Below are 16,422 nucleotides of genomic sequence, written 5' to 3'. Positions count from 1 at the left end.
GAGAAGACGCGCCCCGCTGGCATGCGTAGACGCTGTGTAGGAGCTGCCGAGTGCAACGAGGCTGCGATCTTGCCCCAGACAATTGAGTCGAAAGCGAAAGATCAAAATCAAAAGATCGCAGGCTTCGCCAGCGCCTACAGGACCCCGTGATCAATGAGCATTCATCTGCACATCAGGACGACAAGTACGACGAACGCGTCAATCCCAGGCGCAGGGCATCGAGGAACTGGGTGCGCTCGGCGGCGCTGATGCGGGCGCTGGCACATTTGTCGCGGTAGTGGGTCATCAACTCCTCCGGCGACAGGTGCACGTAGCGCAGCATGTCTTCGATGGTGTCGTGGGTTTCAATACCGGCGTGGTACACGCTGCCGTCGGCGTTCTGGTAGATGTTCACCGAATCGGTGTCACCGAACAGGTTGTGCATGTCGCCAAGAATTTCCTGATAGGCACCCACCAGGAAGATCCCCAGCAGGTAGTCTTCGCCGGGATTGAGGGCATGGACCGGCAGGCTGGTCTCGATGCTCTGCTCGTCGACGTACTGCTTGATCTTGCCATCGGAATCGCAGGTCAGGTCTTGCAGCACGGCGCGGCGCAGCGGCTCTTCGTCGAGACGATGCAGCGGCAGGATCGGCAGCACCTGGCCGATGGCCCAGGTGTCCGGTAGGCTCTGGAACACCGAGAAGTTGCAGATGTACTTGTCGGCGAGCTTGTCGTTGAGTTCATCCAGCACCTGGCGATGGGAGCGCTGGCGCGCCTTCAACGAGTTGTGCAGGCGACGGCACACGGCGAAGTAGCATTGCTCGGCCAGGGCTTTTTCCGCCAGGGTCAGCTTGCCGTCGGCGTACTGGGTGGCCACGTCGCTCATGTAGTGGGTGGCGCGCCAGTAGGTTTCGGTGACCATCTCGATATCGGTCGGGCCCAGCAGGTCAACCAGCCACTGCACGGTTTCCGGCAGCTCCTGCTTGTTGTCGATCACCGGCATGTCGTCGACGTGTCTCTCCACATCGGTCACCTGCACCACCAGCATCGCGTGGTGCGCAGTCAGGGAGCGACCGCTTTCGGAAAAAATGTGCGGATGCGGCAGGCTCTGGGCATCACAGAATTCCTTGAGCATGCCGACCACGACACCGGCGTAATCGTCCATGTCGTAGTTGATCGAACTGGCGTTGCGCGAATGCGTACCGTCGTAGTCCACGCCCAGGCCACCGCCGACGTCGATGTGATCCACCGGCAGGCCGAGGCTGCGCAGTTCGCCGTAGTAACGGATCGCTTCCTTGAAGCCGTGCTGGTAGTCCGCCAGGTTGGCGATCTGCGAGCCCATGTGGAAATGCAGCAGGCGAATGCCCTGGTCCAGGCCGGCAGCGCGGAAGCGCTCGACCACCGACAGCAACTGTGCCGCAGACAAGCCGAACTTGGACTTCTCGCCACCGGTGTCGGCCCATTTGCTCGACGCCAGGGACGACAGGCGCACCCGCAGGCCAACCTGTGGCTTGACCTTGAGCGATGCGGCCTCTTCGATCACCAGGCCGACTTCGGATTCCTTTTCGATCACGATGAACACGTTGTGACCGAGCTTCTGGCCCATCAGCGCCAGGCGGATGAACTCACGGTCCTTGTAACCGTTGCAGACGATGGTCCCGCCCTTCGGTGCCAGGGCCAGCACCGCCAGCAGTTCGGGCTTGGAGCCGGCCTCCAGGCCGATGGAGACGTTCTGGGTGGCGATGATGTTCTCGATCACCGCTTCCTGCTGGTTGACCTTGATCGGATAGAGCGCGGTGTACTGGCTCTGGTACTCCAGGCGCGCGATGTTGCTGTCGAAGGCGCCGGTGAGCTGGCGCACACGGTCTTGCAGGATGTCGGGGAAGCGCACCAGCAAGGGCAGCGACAGACCGCTCTGGCGCAATTGATCGACCTGCTCGAACAGATCGATAGGCGAACTCTCGGGACCGTTCGGACGAACTTCGACGCGACCGGCGTCATTGATCGCGAAATACCCGGCCCCCCAATGGCGGATCCCGTAAACACTGCGGCTGTCCGCAACTGTCCATTGGCTGCCATCGTCTTTGCGTGTGCGTCGTACGGACATCGAAGTCCCCTATAAAAGAAGTCAAAATGCACCATCCGGTCGGAGGCTGGCGCAGTCTAGAGAATGGAAATGACGATTTGCCTGCAAGCAGGGTAGACCGTGCGTGCAGCGCTGAGTTTAGAAACCGTTCAGAACAGGCTCTGTGAAAACCCTATGGGCGACCTCGAACATCGGGTTCGGATCAAGCCGGAGCGGTTTTCACAGAGGCTGCTAGCCGCCGGATTTTTTCGCCTTGAAACCGTGCTTGATCAGTTCCGCCAACAACAGCTCGACATGATCACCCTGGATCTCGATGACACCGTCTTTCAACGCGCCACCGGTGCCACAGCGTTTCTTCAACGTGGTGGCCAGATCCTTGAGCGCGTCTTCGGCCAACGGCACGCCGGTGATCGTGGTCACCGTCTTGCCGCCGCGGCCTTTGCTTTCACGGCGTACACGGGCGATACCATCACCAGCGGGGATGACGGTCTGTTTGCAGATGCAGGCATCCACCGGCTGACGGCAATCGGGGCAATGACGACCGGCGTCGGTAGAAAATACCAAGCCGCCCAAGGCGGCGAAGGATGCGGCTTTTTTGGCCACCGGCAATCCTCTCGGGAGGACAAAGACTGGTCGGGGAGTGCCTCGACCGCGAAGCCCCACTCAGGCAGGGGCAGCGCTACTGGACCGCAGACGTCGGTTCAGCTTGAAAAGTCGCGCAGTGTAACGGCAAAAAGCCGACTTGCTAAGGGCCAATCCGCGCCAATTTACAGCTTCTTTGCGACACCACGCAGATAACGCTCGAGCGCCGCCAACGAGTCCGGGCAATAAGGCTTGTGCTGGATTTCATCCAGTACCTGTTCGATCGGCATGAAGCGCGCTTCGAGCACTTCTTCGGGCTGCAATACCAGCGGACCGTCCCACACCGCCGAGAACGCCGAGCACCACAGGCGACTGCCGGGGTCTTCGAAATAGAAATGGTCGTGGGCGGTGAGTTGCACCCCGCTCACGCCCAGTTCCTCTGCCAGTTCACGGGCCGCCGACTCGGCGTAGGACTCATGGGCCTGCACCATCCCGCCCGCCGCCACGTCCCAGAAACCGGGATAGATGGCCTTGCTCAGGGTTCGCCGGTGGACGCACAGCTCACCCGCCGAGTTGAACAGCATGATGTAGGTGCCACGCCCGATCAGGCCGCGCTCACGCAGATCCGAACGCACCAGGCTGCCGAGCAGGTTGTCGTGTTCATCGACCCAAGCGATCAGCTCGGCATCCGAGGCCACTCGGTGAGCGGCCTCCCGGGGGCTTTCGTTCATGAATCAGCCCTGGTTCAGCAATTGCCGCAAATCGATCACCGCCGCGTTGGCCCGGGAGATGTAGTTGGCCATGACCAGGGAATGGTTCGCCAAGACACCGAAGCCGCTGCCATTGAGGATCATCGGGCTCCAGACCGGCTCCTGGGAAGCTTCCAGTTCACGGATGATCTGCCGCACGCTGACCGTAGCGTTCTTCTTCGCCAGCACATCGGCGAAGTCCACTTCGATGGCGCGCAACAGGTGGGACAGCGCCCAGGCCTGGCCGCGCGCTTCGTAGAAGACGTTATCGATCTGCATCCACGGGGTCTCGACCACTTCTTCATCCACCTCCGGCACCTGCCCCGGCGCGGTGACTTCGGTTTTCAACGCGGTATTGAGCTTGACCCGACCCACGCTGGCCGACAGGCGCTGGGACAGCGAACCCAGGCGAGTGCCGACATCCCCCAGCCAGTTGTTCAGGTTATCGGCGCGGGCGTAGAACAACGCGCTTTTCTGATCAGGATCGGACAGGCGCGCCTGATAGCGGCTCAAGGAGTTGATCCCTTCCTGGTACTCCGATTCGCTGGAGGGCAGCACCCAGCTGCGGTTATCGAAGTTGAAACGCGGCTCGGCCTTGGCCAGGTCGGCGTCCTCGGCGGACTGGGACTGGGAACGGGCGAAGTCCTTGCGCAAGGCGCGACTCAGGTCGCGGACCTGCACCAGCACGCCGTATTCCCAGCTCGGCATGTTGTCCATCCACAGGCCGGGTGGAAAACGGTCGTTGGAAATGTAGCCGCCCGGCTTGGTCAGCAAGGTTCCGGCCACGGTCTTGAGGGTCTCGACGGTGGTGTAGCCGACCACCATTTGCCGGCCGTCCTTCTCGGCCGCCGCCTGGGCATTCTGCTGCACGGGAAACAGGGCGGGCTCCTGGCTCCAGTACCAGCCGATGGCGATGGTCACCAGCAGGTACAGGCCGATCAGCGTGGCCAGCGCGCGGCTGAAAAACAGCCCACCCAGGTAGCTGCGGGTGGCCGATTTCGACTCGGCGGCACGTTCAGGTGCGCTGCCCGCGCGGTTTTTCCAGTCCAGCATGGCGATGTCCCTTCAATCACTTGAGTTCACGGTTCGACCACAACCCTACGCCATCGTGCCTGATTTGAAACGCGATAATGCTACGCGGATCATGCCGGCCAAGGCGGGGCAGTCGGATGGCAACTATAAAGGAAGCGCGACCATCGGCCTACGAAACCGACCGGTCACAAACTGAATGTCGCTGCCGGGTAGATTATTGACGTACGACACTCATGCATTTGAAAAGAGATGCTAGCATAGAGCCACCAGTCGACCTCAGCATGTTTCTAACTAAGTAGTCAGGATAATGACCGAGCCAGAAGACCCCAGCCGTGAGCGCCTCAAGCACCACTTTGCCCAGCGGGTAATTCATCAGGCTCGTCAGATCCTGGAGATATGGCAGCGCCTGCAACGCAGTGAATGGTCCAGCACTGATCTGTCGGAGCTCAGCGAAGCCAATCTGCGTCTGCTGCGTTTTGCCGAGCGCTTCGAACAGCCGGAGCATTCCCAACTGGCTCAAGGCATCAGTCAGTCGCTGCAAGCGGTGGATGCCAATCGCGGGCGGCTGAGCAGTCACCTGATCACCGAGATCAATCGCCTGATGCAGCGCCTGTCCCGCACGGGCCTGCGCCATGGGGACCAGCTCGAACAAACCTTCTTGCCGCCGTTGCGCAAACCTATCTATGTGTTGCTGCAAGACCATGACCGTGCCGAGCGCCTGGCCAAGCAACTGGAATTCTTTGGCCTCAGCGCCCAGGCGTTGGAGAGTGTCGCGGCCTTTCGCGCCTCGATGGTCGAGCGCCTGCCGGCGGCGATTGTCATGGATGTGGACTTCAGCGGCCCCGGCATCGGCCTGAAACTGGCGGCCGAAGCCCAGCAAGGCCTGGAACAGCCCATGCCGCTGTTGTTCTTCAGCCTACTGGAAACCGATACCCCGACACGTCTGGCGGCCGTGCGCGCCGGCGGGCAGGAGTTCCTCACCGGTACCCTCGACGCATCGAGTCTGCTGGAAAAGATCGAGGTGCTGACCTGCGTCGCCCAGTACGAGCCCTATAAAGTGCTGATCATCGATGACTCCCGTGCCCAGGCCCTGCACACCGAGCGCCTGCTCAACAGTGCCGGCATCGTGACCCGCACGCTGATCGAACCGATCCAGGCCATGGCCGAGCTGGCTGATTTCCAGCCCGACCTGATCATCCTCGATATGTACATGCCCACCTGCACCGGCACGGAACTGGCGAAGGTGATCCGCCACAATGACCGCTATGTCAGTGTGCCGATCATCTACCTGTCCGCCGAAGATGACCTGGACAAGCAGCTCGACGCCATGAGCGAGGGCGGCGACGACTTCCTGACCAAGCCGATCAAGCCCCGGCACCTGATCACCACCGTGCGCAACCGTGCGGCGCGGGCCCGCAACCTCAAGGCGCGGATGGTGCGCGACAGCCTCACCGGCCTGTACAACCACACCCACATCCTGCAATTGCTCGAGGACTGCTGCTTCCGCGCCCGTCGCGAAGGCAAGCCCCTGAGTTTTGCCATGCTGGACATCGACCATTTCAAACGGGTCAACGACAGCCACGGCCACCCCATGGGCGACCGGGTGATCAAGAGCCTGGCGCTGTTTCTCAAGCAGCGCCTGCGCAAGACCGACTTCATCGGCCGCTATGGCGGCGAAGAGTTCGCCATTGTCATGCCGGACACCGACATCAAGGACGCCTGCGCGGTACTGGATGAAATTCGCCAGCGCTTTGCCGAAATCCACTATCCGGCCCAGCCCCATGACCTATGGTGCACCTTCAGCGCCGGCGTGGTGGAGATGAGCGAGGAGTCCGACAGCCTGATGATGGCCAGCGAAGCGGACGAAGCGCTGTATCGCGCCAAGCACGCCGGTCGCAACCGGGTACAGAGCGCAAGGCAAAGTGCCACTTTTTCATCGGAATCCACCGACTCAGTCATAAAGCTGTAATTTAAACGCAATAAATTCAGGCACTTACGATTCTGCTGCGGTAGACCTTCGATGCGCCTGAAACTGCTGACCAACCTCAATACCCTGTTGTTGCTGGCCGTGTGCCTGGGCCTGGGTGCCACGCTCTGGTGGTCCCAGGCCGCCCTGGAACGTCCCTACCTGTTGATGGAGCGCTACCTGGGCCTGTCACGGCAATTCCAGGGCGAGGTGGCGCGCAATATCGAGGATTACCTGGCCAGCGGCGACGCCTTGCGCCTCAGTGCGGCGACCCAGTCCCTCGAAACCCTGCAAAAAGACCTGGAGCAGTTTCCTGCGCAACTGGCCAAGACGCTTCGGCCGAGCCTGTCGAGCCTGGACGGCTTCAGCAAGACCGATCTGCTGGCCGCCGGCAAACTGGCCGGCGACCCTCAGGCGTTGCTGTTGCAGGCCGAACGTGAACTGGGCGCCAATCTGGACCAGCTCGCCCAGTATGCCAATGGCGCCCCAGGCTACTTGCCTCCGTTATTCACCGCGTCGCAGCACCTGGCTCGGTTGTCTCTGGCACGGGACAAACTGGTCAGCAGCGGGCGCAGCGAATTGGCCGCTGATGTCGAGCGGGAACTGGCAAGCATCCGTGCACAGGCCGAGCAACTGGACAGCCTGCCGCTGCTGGGCGTGACCACCAGCAGCGAATCCGCCGGCGATGATTTCGCTGCGCTGATGGGCCTGGAAAACCAGGAAAAAGCCGTCGCCGAAGACGCCGGCATTGCTCTCAAGCGCGAGCTCAACAGCCTGCTCGGACGCTACCCGGCGGAACTGGCGCGCACTCGCGAACTGATCCAGAAGCGCACCGAACTGAGCAATGCCACCCACGTAAAAACCGCTGACGTGCAACAGGCAATCGATGCCCTGGAGCCTGTGGTGCGTGCCCAGCACGGGCAGATTCAGGGCGAGGTGCGGTTGATCCAGGGAGTGATGATCGGTCTGATCCTGTTGATCGCGCTGCTCATCGACACCTTGCAACGACGTCTGGCCCGGACCTTGACGCACTTGGCGCCGGCCCTGTCGACCTGGGCCGAAGGCGACTTCAGCCGCGACATCCATGTGGGCGCCAGCAATCGCGAACTGCAAGACATCGAAGCGTCACTCAACCGGCTGCGGGCTTATCTGGCAGACCTGGTGGGCACCATTCACCTGAACGCCGAACAGGTCGCCGGCAGTAGCCGGACCCTGGCCGAGCTCAGCGCCGAGATGCACAGCGGCGCGGAGTATCAGGCCGACGACACGGCACTGATCCGCGATTCCCTCAGCGAACTTGAAGCGACGATCCAGCAGGTGGCCGGCGATGCCAGCCAGGCCGCCGACGCCAGCCGCAGCGCCGGGCACGCCGTGGAACAGGGGCAGAAAGTCATCGGCTTGAGCCTCACCGGATTGCATGCGCTGGTGGGCGAAGTACAAGGCAACGCGCAGATGATCGAACAGTTGGCCGAGGAATCGGCCACCATCGGCGGCGTGCTGACGGTAATCCGCTCGATTGCCGACCAGACCAACCTGCTGGCCCTCAACGCCGCCATCGAAGCCGCCCGCGCCGGGGAAATGGGCCGGGGCTTCGCAGTGGTGGCCGAGGAAGTCCGTTCCCTGGCCCAACGCACGGCGGGGGCCACGGCCGAGATCCAGACCCTGATCGCCCGCCTGCAATTGGCCGCGCGCCAGTCAGTCGATGGCATGCGCGCCCAAGTCGAACACGCCGAAGCCACCGCCAACCAGGCCCAAGCGGCCGACGGCGCACTGGACAAAATCGTCGACGCCATCCAGACCATCGCCGACACCGCCGTGCGCATCGCCGAAGTCACCGCCCAACAGAGCGGCGCCGTCAGCGAAATCCGCGATCACAGCGAGCGGATCCACCAACTGGGCGGGGAAAACCTGCTGCGTATCGGCCAGGGACGGGAACAGGGCGAGAATCTGCTGGTGCTGGGTGGGCAGTTGCATACGGCGGTGCAGGCGTTTCGGGTTTGACTGCCACCGACAATCCCATGTGGGAGCGAGCTTGCTCGCGATAGCGGTGGGTCAGCTTGCATGGATGTCGGATGTACTGCCGTCTTCGCGAGCAAGCTCGCTCCCACCCTGATCTCGGGTGAACCCAATATCCATGCCCACCACCAATCCCTTGTGGGAGCGAGCCTTCTCGCGATGGCGGTGGGTCAGATTGCATGGATGTCTGATGTACTGCCGTCTTCGCGAGCAAGCTCGCTCCCACCCTGATCTCGGGTGAACCCAATATCCATGCCCACCACCAATCCCTTGTGGGAGCGAGCTTGCTCGCGATGGCGGTGGGTCAGCTTGATCGGGTGTTGAATGTGCTGTCGCCATCGCGAGCAGGCTCCCACAGGGTTCAGCGTGATCCGTGAAGGAGCAGTGACCGGATCCCAAACCATGGTCACAAATTTTTCGCAAACATCGGTCATCGTGCTGGCTATTGCCGAGAACTGGACAGTCATTAAGGCTTTGCGGCATAGTCGCCGGGTTCTGACACCTGCTCACAGATAACAAGGAACAGCGGATGGCGACCCTTTTGGTCCTGCATGGACCCAACCTGAACCTGCTGGGCACCCGTGAACCGGGCGTCTACGGAGCCGTGACACTGGCCCAGATCAACCAGGACCTGGAGCAGCGGGCCCGCGCCGCCGGCCATCATCTGCTCTATCTGCAAAGCAACGCCGAATACGAATTGATCGACCGCATCCACGCCGCCCGTGGCGAAGGCGTGGACTTCATTTTGATCAATCCAGCAGCTTTTACGCATACAAGTGTCGCATTACGTGACGCGCTGCTGGCGGTGAGCATCCCATTCATCGAAGTGCATCTGTCCAACGTGCACAAACGCGAACCTTTCCGCCATCACTCCTACTTCTCCGATGTCGCGGTGGGAGTGATCTGCGGCCTTGGCGCCAGCGGTTACCGACTGGCCCTGGAGGCCGCCCTAGAGCAGCTTGAAAACCAGGCAACAGCTTGAACAACAAGCGTTAAACGCCCCTGACCGACCCTTGGGAGTTGATGATTCATGGATATCCGTAAAGTTAAGAAACTGATCGAATTGCTGGAAGAGTCCGGCATCGACGAGCTCGAGATCAAGGAAGGCGAAGAGTCCGTACGTATCAGCCGTCACAGCAAGACTCCGGCTCAGCCGTACTACGCACCTGCGCCGATGCAGGCTCCGGTTGCCGCGCCTGCCGCCGCTGCCGCTCCAGTGGCTGCCGCTGCTCCAGCAGCACCTGCCGCGCCTGCGCTCAACGGCACCGTCGCCCGTTCGCCAATGGTGGGCACGTTCTATCGCAAGTCTTCGCCAACCTCGCCATCCTTCGTTGAAGTGGGCCAGACCGTGAAGAAAGGCGACACCCTGTGCATCGTCGAAGCCATGAAGATGATGAACCACATCGAAGCTGAAACCAGCGGTGTGATCGAGTCCATCCTCGTTGAAGACGGCCAGCCGGTTGAGTACGACCAACCGCTGTTCACCATCGTTTGAACCGCGGAGAGCCTTTGATGACTGCGAAGCTGGAAAAAGTCCTGATCGCGAACCGCGGCGAGATCGCACTGCGGATCCTGCGTGCCTGCAAAGAGATGGGCATCAAGACCGTCGCCGTTTACTCCAAGGCCGACAAAGAGCTGATGCACCTGGGCCTGGCAGACGAATCCGTCTGCATCGGCCCGGCGTCTGCCGCGCACTCCTACCTGCACATCCCGGCGATCATTGCCGCTGCCGAAGTGACCGGCGCCACCGCCATTCACCCGGGCTACGGCTTCCTGGCGGAAAACGCCGACTTTGCCGAACAGGTCGAGAACTCCGGCTTTGCCTTCATCGGCCCGAAGGCCGAAACCATCCGCCTGATGGGCGACAAGGTTTCGGCCAAGCACGCCATGATCGCTGCCGGCGTGCCGACCGTTCCGGGGTCCGACGGCCCGCTGCCTGAAGACGAAGAAACCGCCCTGCGCATCGGTCGTGAAGTCGGTTACCCGGTGATCATCAAGGCCGCCGGCGGCGGCGGTGGTCGTGGCATGCGCGTGGTACACAAGGAAGAAGATCTGATTTCCTCGGCGAAACTGACCCGCTCCGAAGCAGGCGCGGCGTTCGGCAACCCGATGGTCTACCTGGAAAAATTCCTGACCAACCCACGCCACGTCGAAGTCCAGGTACTGTCCGACGGACAAGGCCAGGCCATCCACCTGGGCGACCGCGACTGCTCGTTGCAACGTCGTCACCAGAAGGTCCTCGAAGAAGCGCCGGCACCGGGCATCGACGAGAAGGCCCGCCAGGAAGTTTTGGCGCGCTGCGTCAAGGCGTGCATCGACATCGGCTACCGCGGTGCCGGTACCTTCGAGTTCCTCTACGAGAACGGTCGTTTCTACTTCATCGAAATGAACACCCGTGTTCAGGTGGAGCACCCGGTTTCGGAAATGGTCACCGGTATCGACATCGTCAAGGAGATGCTCAGCATCGCCGCCGGCAACAAGCTGTCGTTCACCCAGGATGACGTGGTCATCCGCGGTCACGCGTTGGAATGCCGGATCAACGCCGAAGACCCGAAAACCTTCATGCCAAGCCCAGGCACGGTCAAGCATTTCCATGCACCGGGCGGCAATGGCGTTCGCGTCGACTCGCACCTGTACAGCGGTTATGCCGTTCCGCCGAACTACGATTCGTTGATCGGCAAGCTGATCACCTACGGGGCGACCCGCGACGAAGCCATGGCGCGCATGCGCAATGCGCTGGACGAAATCGTGGTCGACGGGATCAAGACCAACATCCCGCTGCACCGCGATCTGGTCCGTGACAAAGGCTTCTGCGAAGGCGGCGTCAACATCCATTACCTGGAACACAAGCTGGCCCACGAGGCTTGATGTCCCAAGTGATGTAAAAAAGACCCCGGTCCTTTGGCCGGGGTCTTTTTTTGCCTGCCAACCGATCAGCTCAACACCACCGTCGGGAAGGCTTGCGCTTCGATCTGCGCCGAAGTCACCGGCCTCCCCTGCCCCGTGCTGATGGCACCACTGGAATTGGCCACCAGGGGCTCGTTGCGCACGCGCCTCATGAACCCCCGTGCTCGCACCGACACCGGGTCGGCGCTCTTTTTCGCTCGCGCCAGCACCGGTATGTAGTAGCGTTCGACCTGGCCCCGCGATGTCTTGAACACCGAAGTCACGCCACTGCGCAGATCCAGCGCGACACCATAGGTATTGCCAAAACAGGACGAGTACGACCAGTGATCCCACGTGGGTTGCAGGCCCTGGCGCCGCATTGCCGACCTGACCCGCCCGCCGATGTCAGTGCCGGTCAGCCAATCCCCGCCCACCAGACTGGCACGAATATCCTGCGCCGCTCCGCCCAGGCGCTGCGTCACGTCCCGCAGACAGCGTTCGATCAGCGCACGGATATTGTGATCGAAGTGAATGACGGCCCCCATCCTGGTGGTCGGGTTGTACAGCGAAGCGATCACGCAGGTCTGCGCGTTCAGGGAAAACAGATAGTTGTCCGCGACCGCCTCGCTGAACCTCGCCACCACCGCCTCGCCCTGCAACGCTCCCCTTGAGACATCCGGGAAGACATGACCAGCAAACACCTCCCGCAAGTCATTCACGCGCCCAAGGTAGGACACCTCGCCGTTTCCACCCAACAAGCCCGGCCTGTTGTAGACCCACTTGCCATTCGGCAGCCGACGCAGGGGTTCCTGATAAAGCGCCCCGGGATTCCTGGCATCCACCAGGCGCAGACCGTCAGAAGAAGGATCCTTCTTCACCCGGTAGTACCTGCCCTTGCGCTTGATGAAGTAGATGTCCCGCGGCTGTGACGCACTGGACGGGCTACGCCAGGTGCCCTTGAAAATGCCCTGCGCAGTCACCTCTGTCAGATTTGCTGGCACTTCCTTGATGGCCTGATGGGGCTTGAAGCGTATGGGCCGCAGCGTCGGATCACTCTCTTTGGCAGCAACCGAGGCCGCATGCCTCAAGCGTCGGGCGGACAACGATGCAGGCTTCACGACCTGCGTCAGACGCCTGGCAGCGCCCACGATCTGCGGCCCAAACGCGGCGAACAACGCTCCCCAGGCCGCGAACATCCAATGCCACAGGGCGCTTTCCGTGTCGCCCTGGACATGCGCCTCGATGGCCTGCCCGGAACTGACGGTAATGAGGGCGATATCCAGCAGCAGGACAAAAGGGGGATACACCATGCATACCGGGGCTGACGCAAAGAGCAGGCCCTTGATGACCTGGCCCTCGATCACTTTGGTACGGCTGGTGGTGACATCCTCCACATCAGTGACGCTGCGCTCGATATAGGCATCGAACTCGGCCCGGATATCGATCACCCGATTGAGTTCGCGCAACGTATCGACGCGAGTGCTCGCCGTCGCCAGGGCCTCCAGCGAGCGCCGTACTTTTCCCCTGGCAGTGAGTGCCACCCGGCCCAGTACGTAATCATGCAGCTGCGCAGCGACCCCGGCGGAAAAATCCCGATACCGGCGAAACAGGACGCCATCCGGCGCGTCGGGCGTGTACAGCCAGGATGAACGTTTCGGCTCGAAGTAGGTGAACACGTAAACGCCCAATACGACATGTCCGTCGACAGTAAACCTGACCACACCCTCTCGTTTCACCGCAGCCCCCGGATATTCAGGGCCGGACACCGGCACCGGCTCCCCCAGCAGGGTGACTTGCCGGGTAAGCCACCAGAACTCCGAATCGTCCACCAGGCACTTGCCCTTCGCGACACGCAGATCCCGGTCCATGCGGATCAGCAACATGTGACGGTAGGTATTGCGGCGCTTGGCATAGTCCGCAGAGTCAACGTTGAGGAACCGGGCGCGGATCTGTTTCCCATAATTTTCCCCTACATAAGCCCGACGGATATAGAGCGCCAGCTCGGCACTGCGGACCTGCCGCAGGTCCTGCCCGACCGAGGAGCGCACGCCTTTGCGGGGATTGTCGATACCCGAGTTGTCGTCGTACCCATGGATGACAAGATCCAGCAGGCTCGCGGTCCGCGTGTCACGGCCTGCAAGCCCCGGGCTGTAGTCGATGAGGATGGTGGCGGGATCGACCGACGCCAGGACGCCCTTGCTGCGCAGGTATGGCGCGATCGCCTGCGCGATGGTGCGCTTGGCGAAGTCCGCGAAGACTTCAAAATCCGCAAGTTGCTCGTTGAATGCCCTCTGATGAACCAGCAGCTCCTGACTCAAACTGCTGATGTTGCGACGGGACTCAAGCGGCAGGGCGGAGTACCAGCGAGGCGACTCGTCCAACTGCACCTGCGCCAGGTTATTGGCCAGCCCCATGGTCACGGCGTCTTCCAGGCAGGCCCTGAACCCCATCGCCCCCGATCTGAGGTCCTTGCCCGAATCCCAGGAAACCGGCTTGTCCAGCACGCGGGCAAAGTATTCCCGGGCCATCTCGCGATCATTGGGGGACAGTTGCTGCGACAGGTACTCGCGCCCAGCCTCATTCCGGGTCCATGCGCCTATTTCCACGCTCACGGCCCACATCGACGGCAGCTCGATCCACTCCTGGCCATCCGGCTTGGCGGGGGCATACAGCAACAGGTCACCTTGCATGTCCTCGCGGAAAAACAGCAACAGGTCGGCACACCTCGAGCCATTTGGCAGCGCAAGACCCGTGACACGCAACTGGCCGGCGTAGCCGTCAGCCTCCTCGTCCTCCCACAGGGCTTTGAGCGCGTCATGATTGACCGCCTTCAGATGCCCCGCGCAACGCGCCACGAACGCGCTTTGCCGCAGTCGGGCCGCGAGCCAATCGAACATGGCACGCTTCAGATCCGCCCGATCGTATCGATCAGTCAGCGCCTGCAAGTACCCGGCGGGCGCATCCACGTCCGCCAACAACTGGCCGACAAAAGCTGAGGAAAGGGGCTGGTTGCGCAGCATCGCGCCGTTTTCCACCAGCAGTACCGACACGGCATCCGACCTTACCGGGCCCGCCGCCAGCAAGTCGCTCAGGCTGTGACGTTGTATGGGCTGGTCAACCACCGTTCTCCATCGCAGCCTCACCCGAACGCTGTCCGGCTCGACGTCCATGTCCAGCTCATGCCTGACATACGCCTTGGCCTGTTGTCGGGCGAAGGCTCGTAGCGAGCCCAAGCCATCGAGCCATTCATCGACCCGTGCCTGCGCCTGCGAGGTCCGTTCCTGAAGCACCTGCAGCGACGCTCGCTCGGGCTCGTCCAACACCCGCAGCCAATGAGGCAGCTGCAAACGTGCCAACGCATCGAGATCCCGGCGCTCCTGCGCGGTGGCCAGTGCAGTCAATTCCCCCATGCGACGCCAGGCGTCCTGGAGCGTTTCGATGCGTTCTCGCAGCTCATCGACGTCCAGCCCTGCCAGTTGCTCAGGCTGAAAAATCCTGTCGATGGCCGTCATGTGCTCATTCAGTTTCTGCTGGACCACGCCCTCGAGGGAGACGTCGCCTGCGGTCATGCGCCAATAACGACGCAGGTAGTCCTTATAGTGCTGAATGCCGCCCCAGGCGACGGATTCCACCACCTGGACAATGACCTCCCGACGTTCGGCCGCGAACCCCAGATCGGCGCCGCCAGGCCAACGGGCGGGGATGTCCTGTTCTTCGTCAGGCACCAACGGCTTGTCGTCGATCATCCGTTGCAGCACCGTGTCCAGCAGGGTGCCGATGAAGTGTGGATCGATATTGCCTTCCTGATAACGGGTACGCAGTTCGACCAACAGATACTCTTCCAGCACTTCCAGCAAGCTCATCTGAGCCTGCAATCGCGTGTCGATAATGGCCTTCCAGCGCGCCAGTCTTTCCAGAACGGCTTGTGCGGTTTCCGTCTGTGGGGTAGATACCGGCCCCGCGCCATTCACCTTGCTTTGCCCTTCGGCGGTGTTGTCCATCACGTTCCTCCCTGTTGTGTGGACCCTCACCTTATCCGCCGGATAACACCTCCATGTCATACATATATATATCGAAACACCCCGCCGGACGGCGTTGGTGAGCGGTGCTCGGAATCAACCGCACGGCCACCGGGCTTATCCACTTTGACGGCAACCTGGCGTACACTGCGCAGCTTTCGCAGCCTTGGGCTGCTTCCTGTAGATTTATTTCCAAAGGTGCCCGCCATGCCTTGGCTGCAAGTACGTCTGGCCATCAGCCCGGAACAAGCCGAAACCTACGAAGATGCGTTTCTTGAAGTAGGCGCCGTATCGGTCACCTTCATGGACGCCGAAGACCAGCCGATCTTCGAGCCGGAACTCAATACCACCCCGCTGTGGTCCCATACCCACCTGCTGGCCCTGTTCGAAGGTGGCACCGAAGCGGCCAGCGTGCTGGCCCACCTGGAACTGCTGACCGGCAGCCCGCTGCCCGAACACCACAGCGAAGTGATCGAAGACCAGGACTGGGAACGCAGCTGGATGGACAACTTCCAGCCGATGCGCTTCGGCCAGCGACTGTGGATCGTACCGAGCTGGCACGCGGCGCCGGAACCGGACGCCGTCAACCTGTTGCTGGACCCGGGCCTGGCGTTCGGTACCGGCACCCACCCGACCACCGCGCTGTGCCTGGAATGGCTCGACGGCCAGGACCTGAAGGGCTGCGATGTGCTCGACTTCGGCTGCGGTTCGGGCATCCTGGCCATCGCCGCACTGCTGCTGGGTGCCAGGGAAGCGGTCGGCACCGACATCGACGTCCAGGCCCTGGAAGCGTCCCGTGACAACGCCGGGCGCAACAACATTGCCGAAGCACTGTTCCCGCTCTATCTGCCGCAGGACCTGCCCCAGGTCCAGGCCGACGTACTGGTGGCCAATATCCTCGCCGGACCGCTGGTTTCCCTGGCACCGCAACTGTCGGGCCTGGTCAAGCCGGGCGGGCGACTGGCGCTGTCGGGCATCCTGGCCGAACAGGGTGAGGAAGTCGCCGCCGCTTATGCCGCCGACTTTGACCTGGACCCGATCGCCAATCGTGATGGCTGGGTGCGCATCACCGGACGTCGGCGCTAGAATGGCCGCCTGTATTCACCG

At 61.9% G+C, this 16,422-nt stretch carries 12 protein-coding genes; 6 read left to right on the top strand and 6 right to left on the bottom strand.

From position 1 onward, the window contains the following. Positions 1–172: 172 nt before the first annotated feature. The 4 genes from speA to LOY67_RS03195 all read right to left on the bottom strand — a co-directional run bounded on the left by speA (position 173) and on the right by LOY67_RS03195 (position 4,449). A complete protein-coding gene (speA, locus tag LOY67_RS03210) occupies positions 173–2,086 on the bottom strand; it encodes an arginine decarboxylase (protein ID WP_265065916.1) in 1,914 nt (637 codons plus the stop codon). A gap of 210 nt (positions 2,087–2,296) precedes the next feature. Beyond that, positions 2,297–2,668 (bottom strand): translation initiation factor Sui1, encoded by a 372-nt coding sequence (locus tag LOY67_RS03205; RefSeq protein WP_265065915.1) that lies wholly within the window; start codon positions 2,666–2,668, stop codon positions 2,297–2,299. A gap of 164 nt (positions 2,669–2,832) precedes the next feature. Next, a complete protein-coding gene (locus tag LOY67_RS03200) occupies positions 2,833–3,378 on the bottom strand; it encodes an NUDIX hydrolase (protein ID WP_265065914.1) in 546 nt (181 codons plus the stop codon). Between the two features lie 3 nt (positions 3,379–3,381). Continuing rightward, positions 3,382–4,449: a DUF2333 family protein gene (locus LOY67_RS03195; protein ID WP_265065913.1), complete on the bottom strand. Its 1,068-nt coding sequence runs from the start codon at positions 4,447–4,449 to the stop codon at positions 3,382–3,384. 286 nt (positions 4,450–4,735) lie between these two features. Between LOY67_RS03195 and LOY67_RS03190 the strand changes: the two genes are divergently transcribed. Then, complete coding sequence (locus LOY67_RS03190) at positions 4,736–6,397, top strand: response regulator (RefSeq protein ID WP_265065912.1); 1,662 nt, start codon at positions 4,736–4,738, stop codon at positions 6,395–6,397. A 1,449-nt stretch (positions 6,398–7,846) separates the two neighbouring features. Beyond that, on the top strand, positions 7,847–8,395 hold the full coding sequence (locus tag LOY67_RS28395) for a methyl-accepting chemotaxis protein (RefSeq protein ID WP_413776194.1): 549 nt from the start codon (positions 7,847–7,849) through the stop codon (positions 8,393–8,395). Positions 8,396–8,580: 185 nt separating this feature from the next. Here the strand turns inward: LOY67_RS28395 and LOY67_RS03180 are convergent, their stop codons facing one another. Then, entirely contained in the window at positions 8,581–8,877 is a 297-nt protein-coding gene (locus LOY67_RS03180) for a hypothetical protein (protein WP_265065910.1), read from the bottom strand. Positions 8,878–8,939: 62 nt separating this feature from the next. Here LOY67_RS03180 and aroQ point away from each other — a divergent pair, with 62 nt between their 5' ends. From aroQ to accC, 3 genes are read left to right on the top strand one after another with little or no spacing between them, the layout of a single operon-like run. Then, positions 8,940–9,392 carry a type II 3-dehydroquinate dehydratase gene (aroQ, locus tag LOY67_RS03175; protein ID WP_265065909.1) on the top strand — a complete coding sequence of 151 codons (453 nt, stop codon included), beginning with the start codon at positions 8,940–8,942 and terminating at the stop codon, positions 9,390–9,392. A gap of 48 nt (positions 9,393–9,440) precedes the next feature. Then, positions 9,441–9,905, top strand: a complete 465-nt coding sequence (gene accB, locus LOY67_RS03170; protein WP_265065908.1) for an acetyl-CoA carboxylase biotin carboxyl carrier protein — start codon at positions 9,441–9,443, stop codon at positions 9,903–9,905. A 17-nt stretch (positions 9,906–9,922) separates the two neighbouring features. Continuing rightward, on the top strand, positions 9,923–11,278 hold the full coding sequence (accC, locus tag LOY67_RS03165) for an acetyl-CoA carboxylase biotin carboxylase subunit (RefSeq protein ID WP_265065907.1): 1,356 nt from the start codon (positions 9,923–9,925) through the stop codon (positions 11,276–11,278). A 65-nt stretch (positions 11,279–11,343) separates the two neighbouring features. Here the strand turns inward: accC and LOY67_RS03160 are convergent, their stop codons facing one another. Further along, positions 11,344–15,297: a dermonecrotic toxin domain-containing protein gene (locus LOY67_RS03160; protein WP_265065906.1), complete on the bottom strand. Its 3,954-nt coding sequence runs from the start codon at positions 15,295–15,297 to the stop codon at positions 11,344–11,346. Between the two features lie 225 nt (positions 15,298–15,522). Between LOY67_RS03160 and prmA the strand changes: the two genes are divergently transcribed. Next, positions 15,523–16,401 carry a 50S ribosomal protein L11 methyltransferase gene (gene prmA / locus LOY67_RS03155; RefSeq protein WP_265065905.1) on the top strand — a complete coding sequence of 293 codons (879 nt, stop codon included), beginning with the start codon at positions 15,523–15,525 and terminating at the stop codon, positions 16,399–16,401. Positions 16,402–16,422 lie beyond the last annotated feature (21 nt).

It is taken from the genome of Pseudomonas sp. B21-056 (assembly GCF_026016325.1).
Taxonomy (GTDB): domain Bacteria; phylum Pseudomonadota; class Gammaproteobacteria; order Pseudomonadales; family Pseudomonadaceae; genus Aquipseudomonas.
This window is presented reverse-complemented; position numbering and strand designations above follow the sequence as displayed.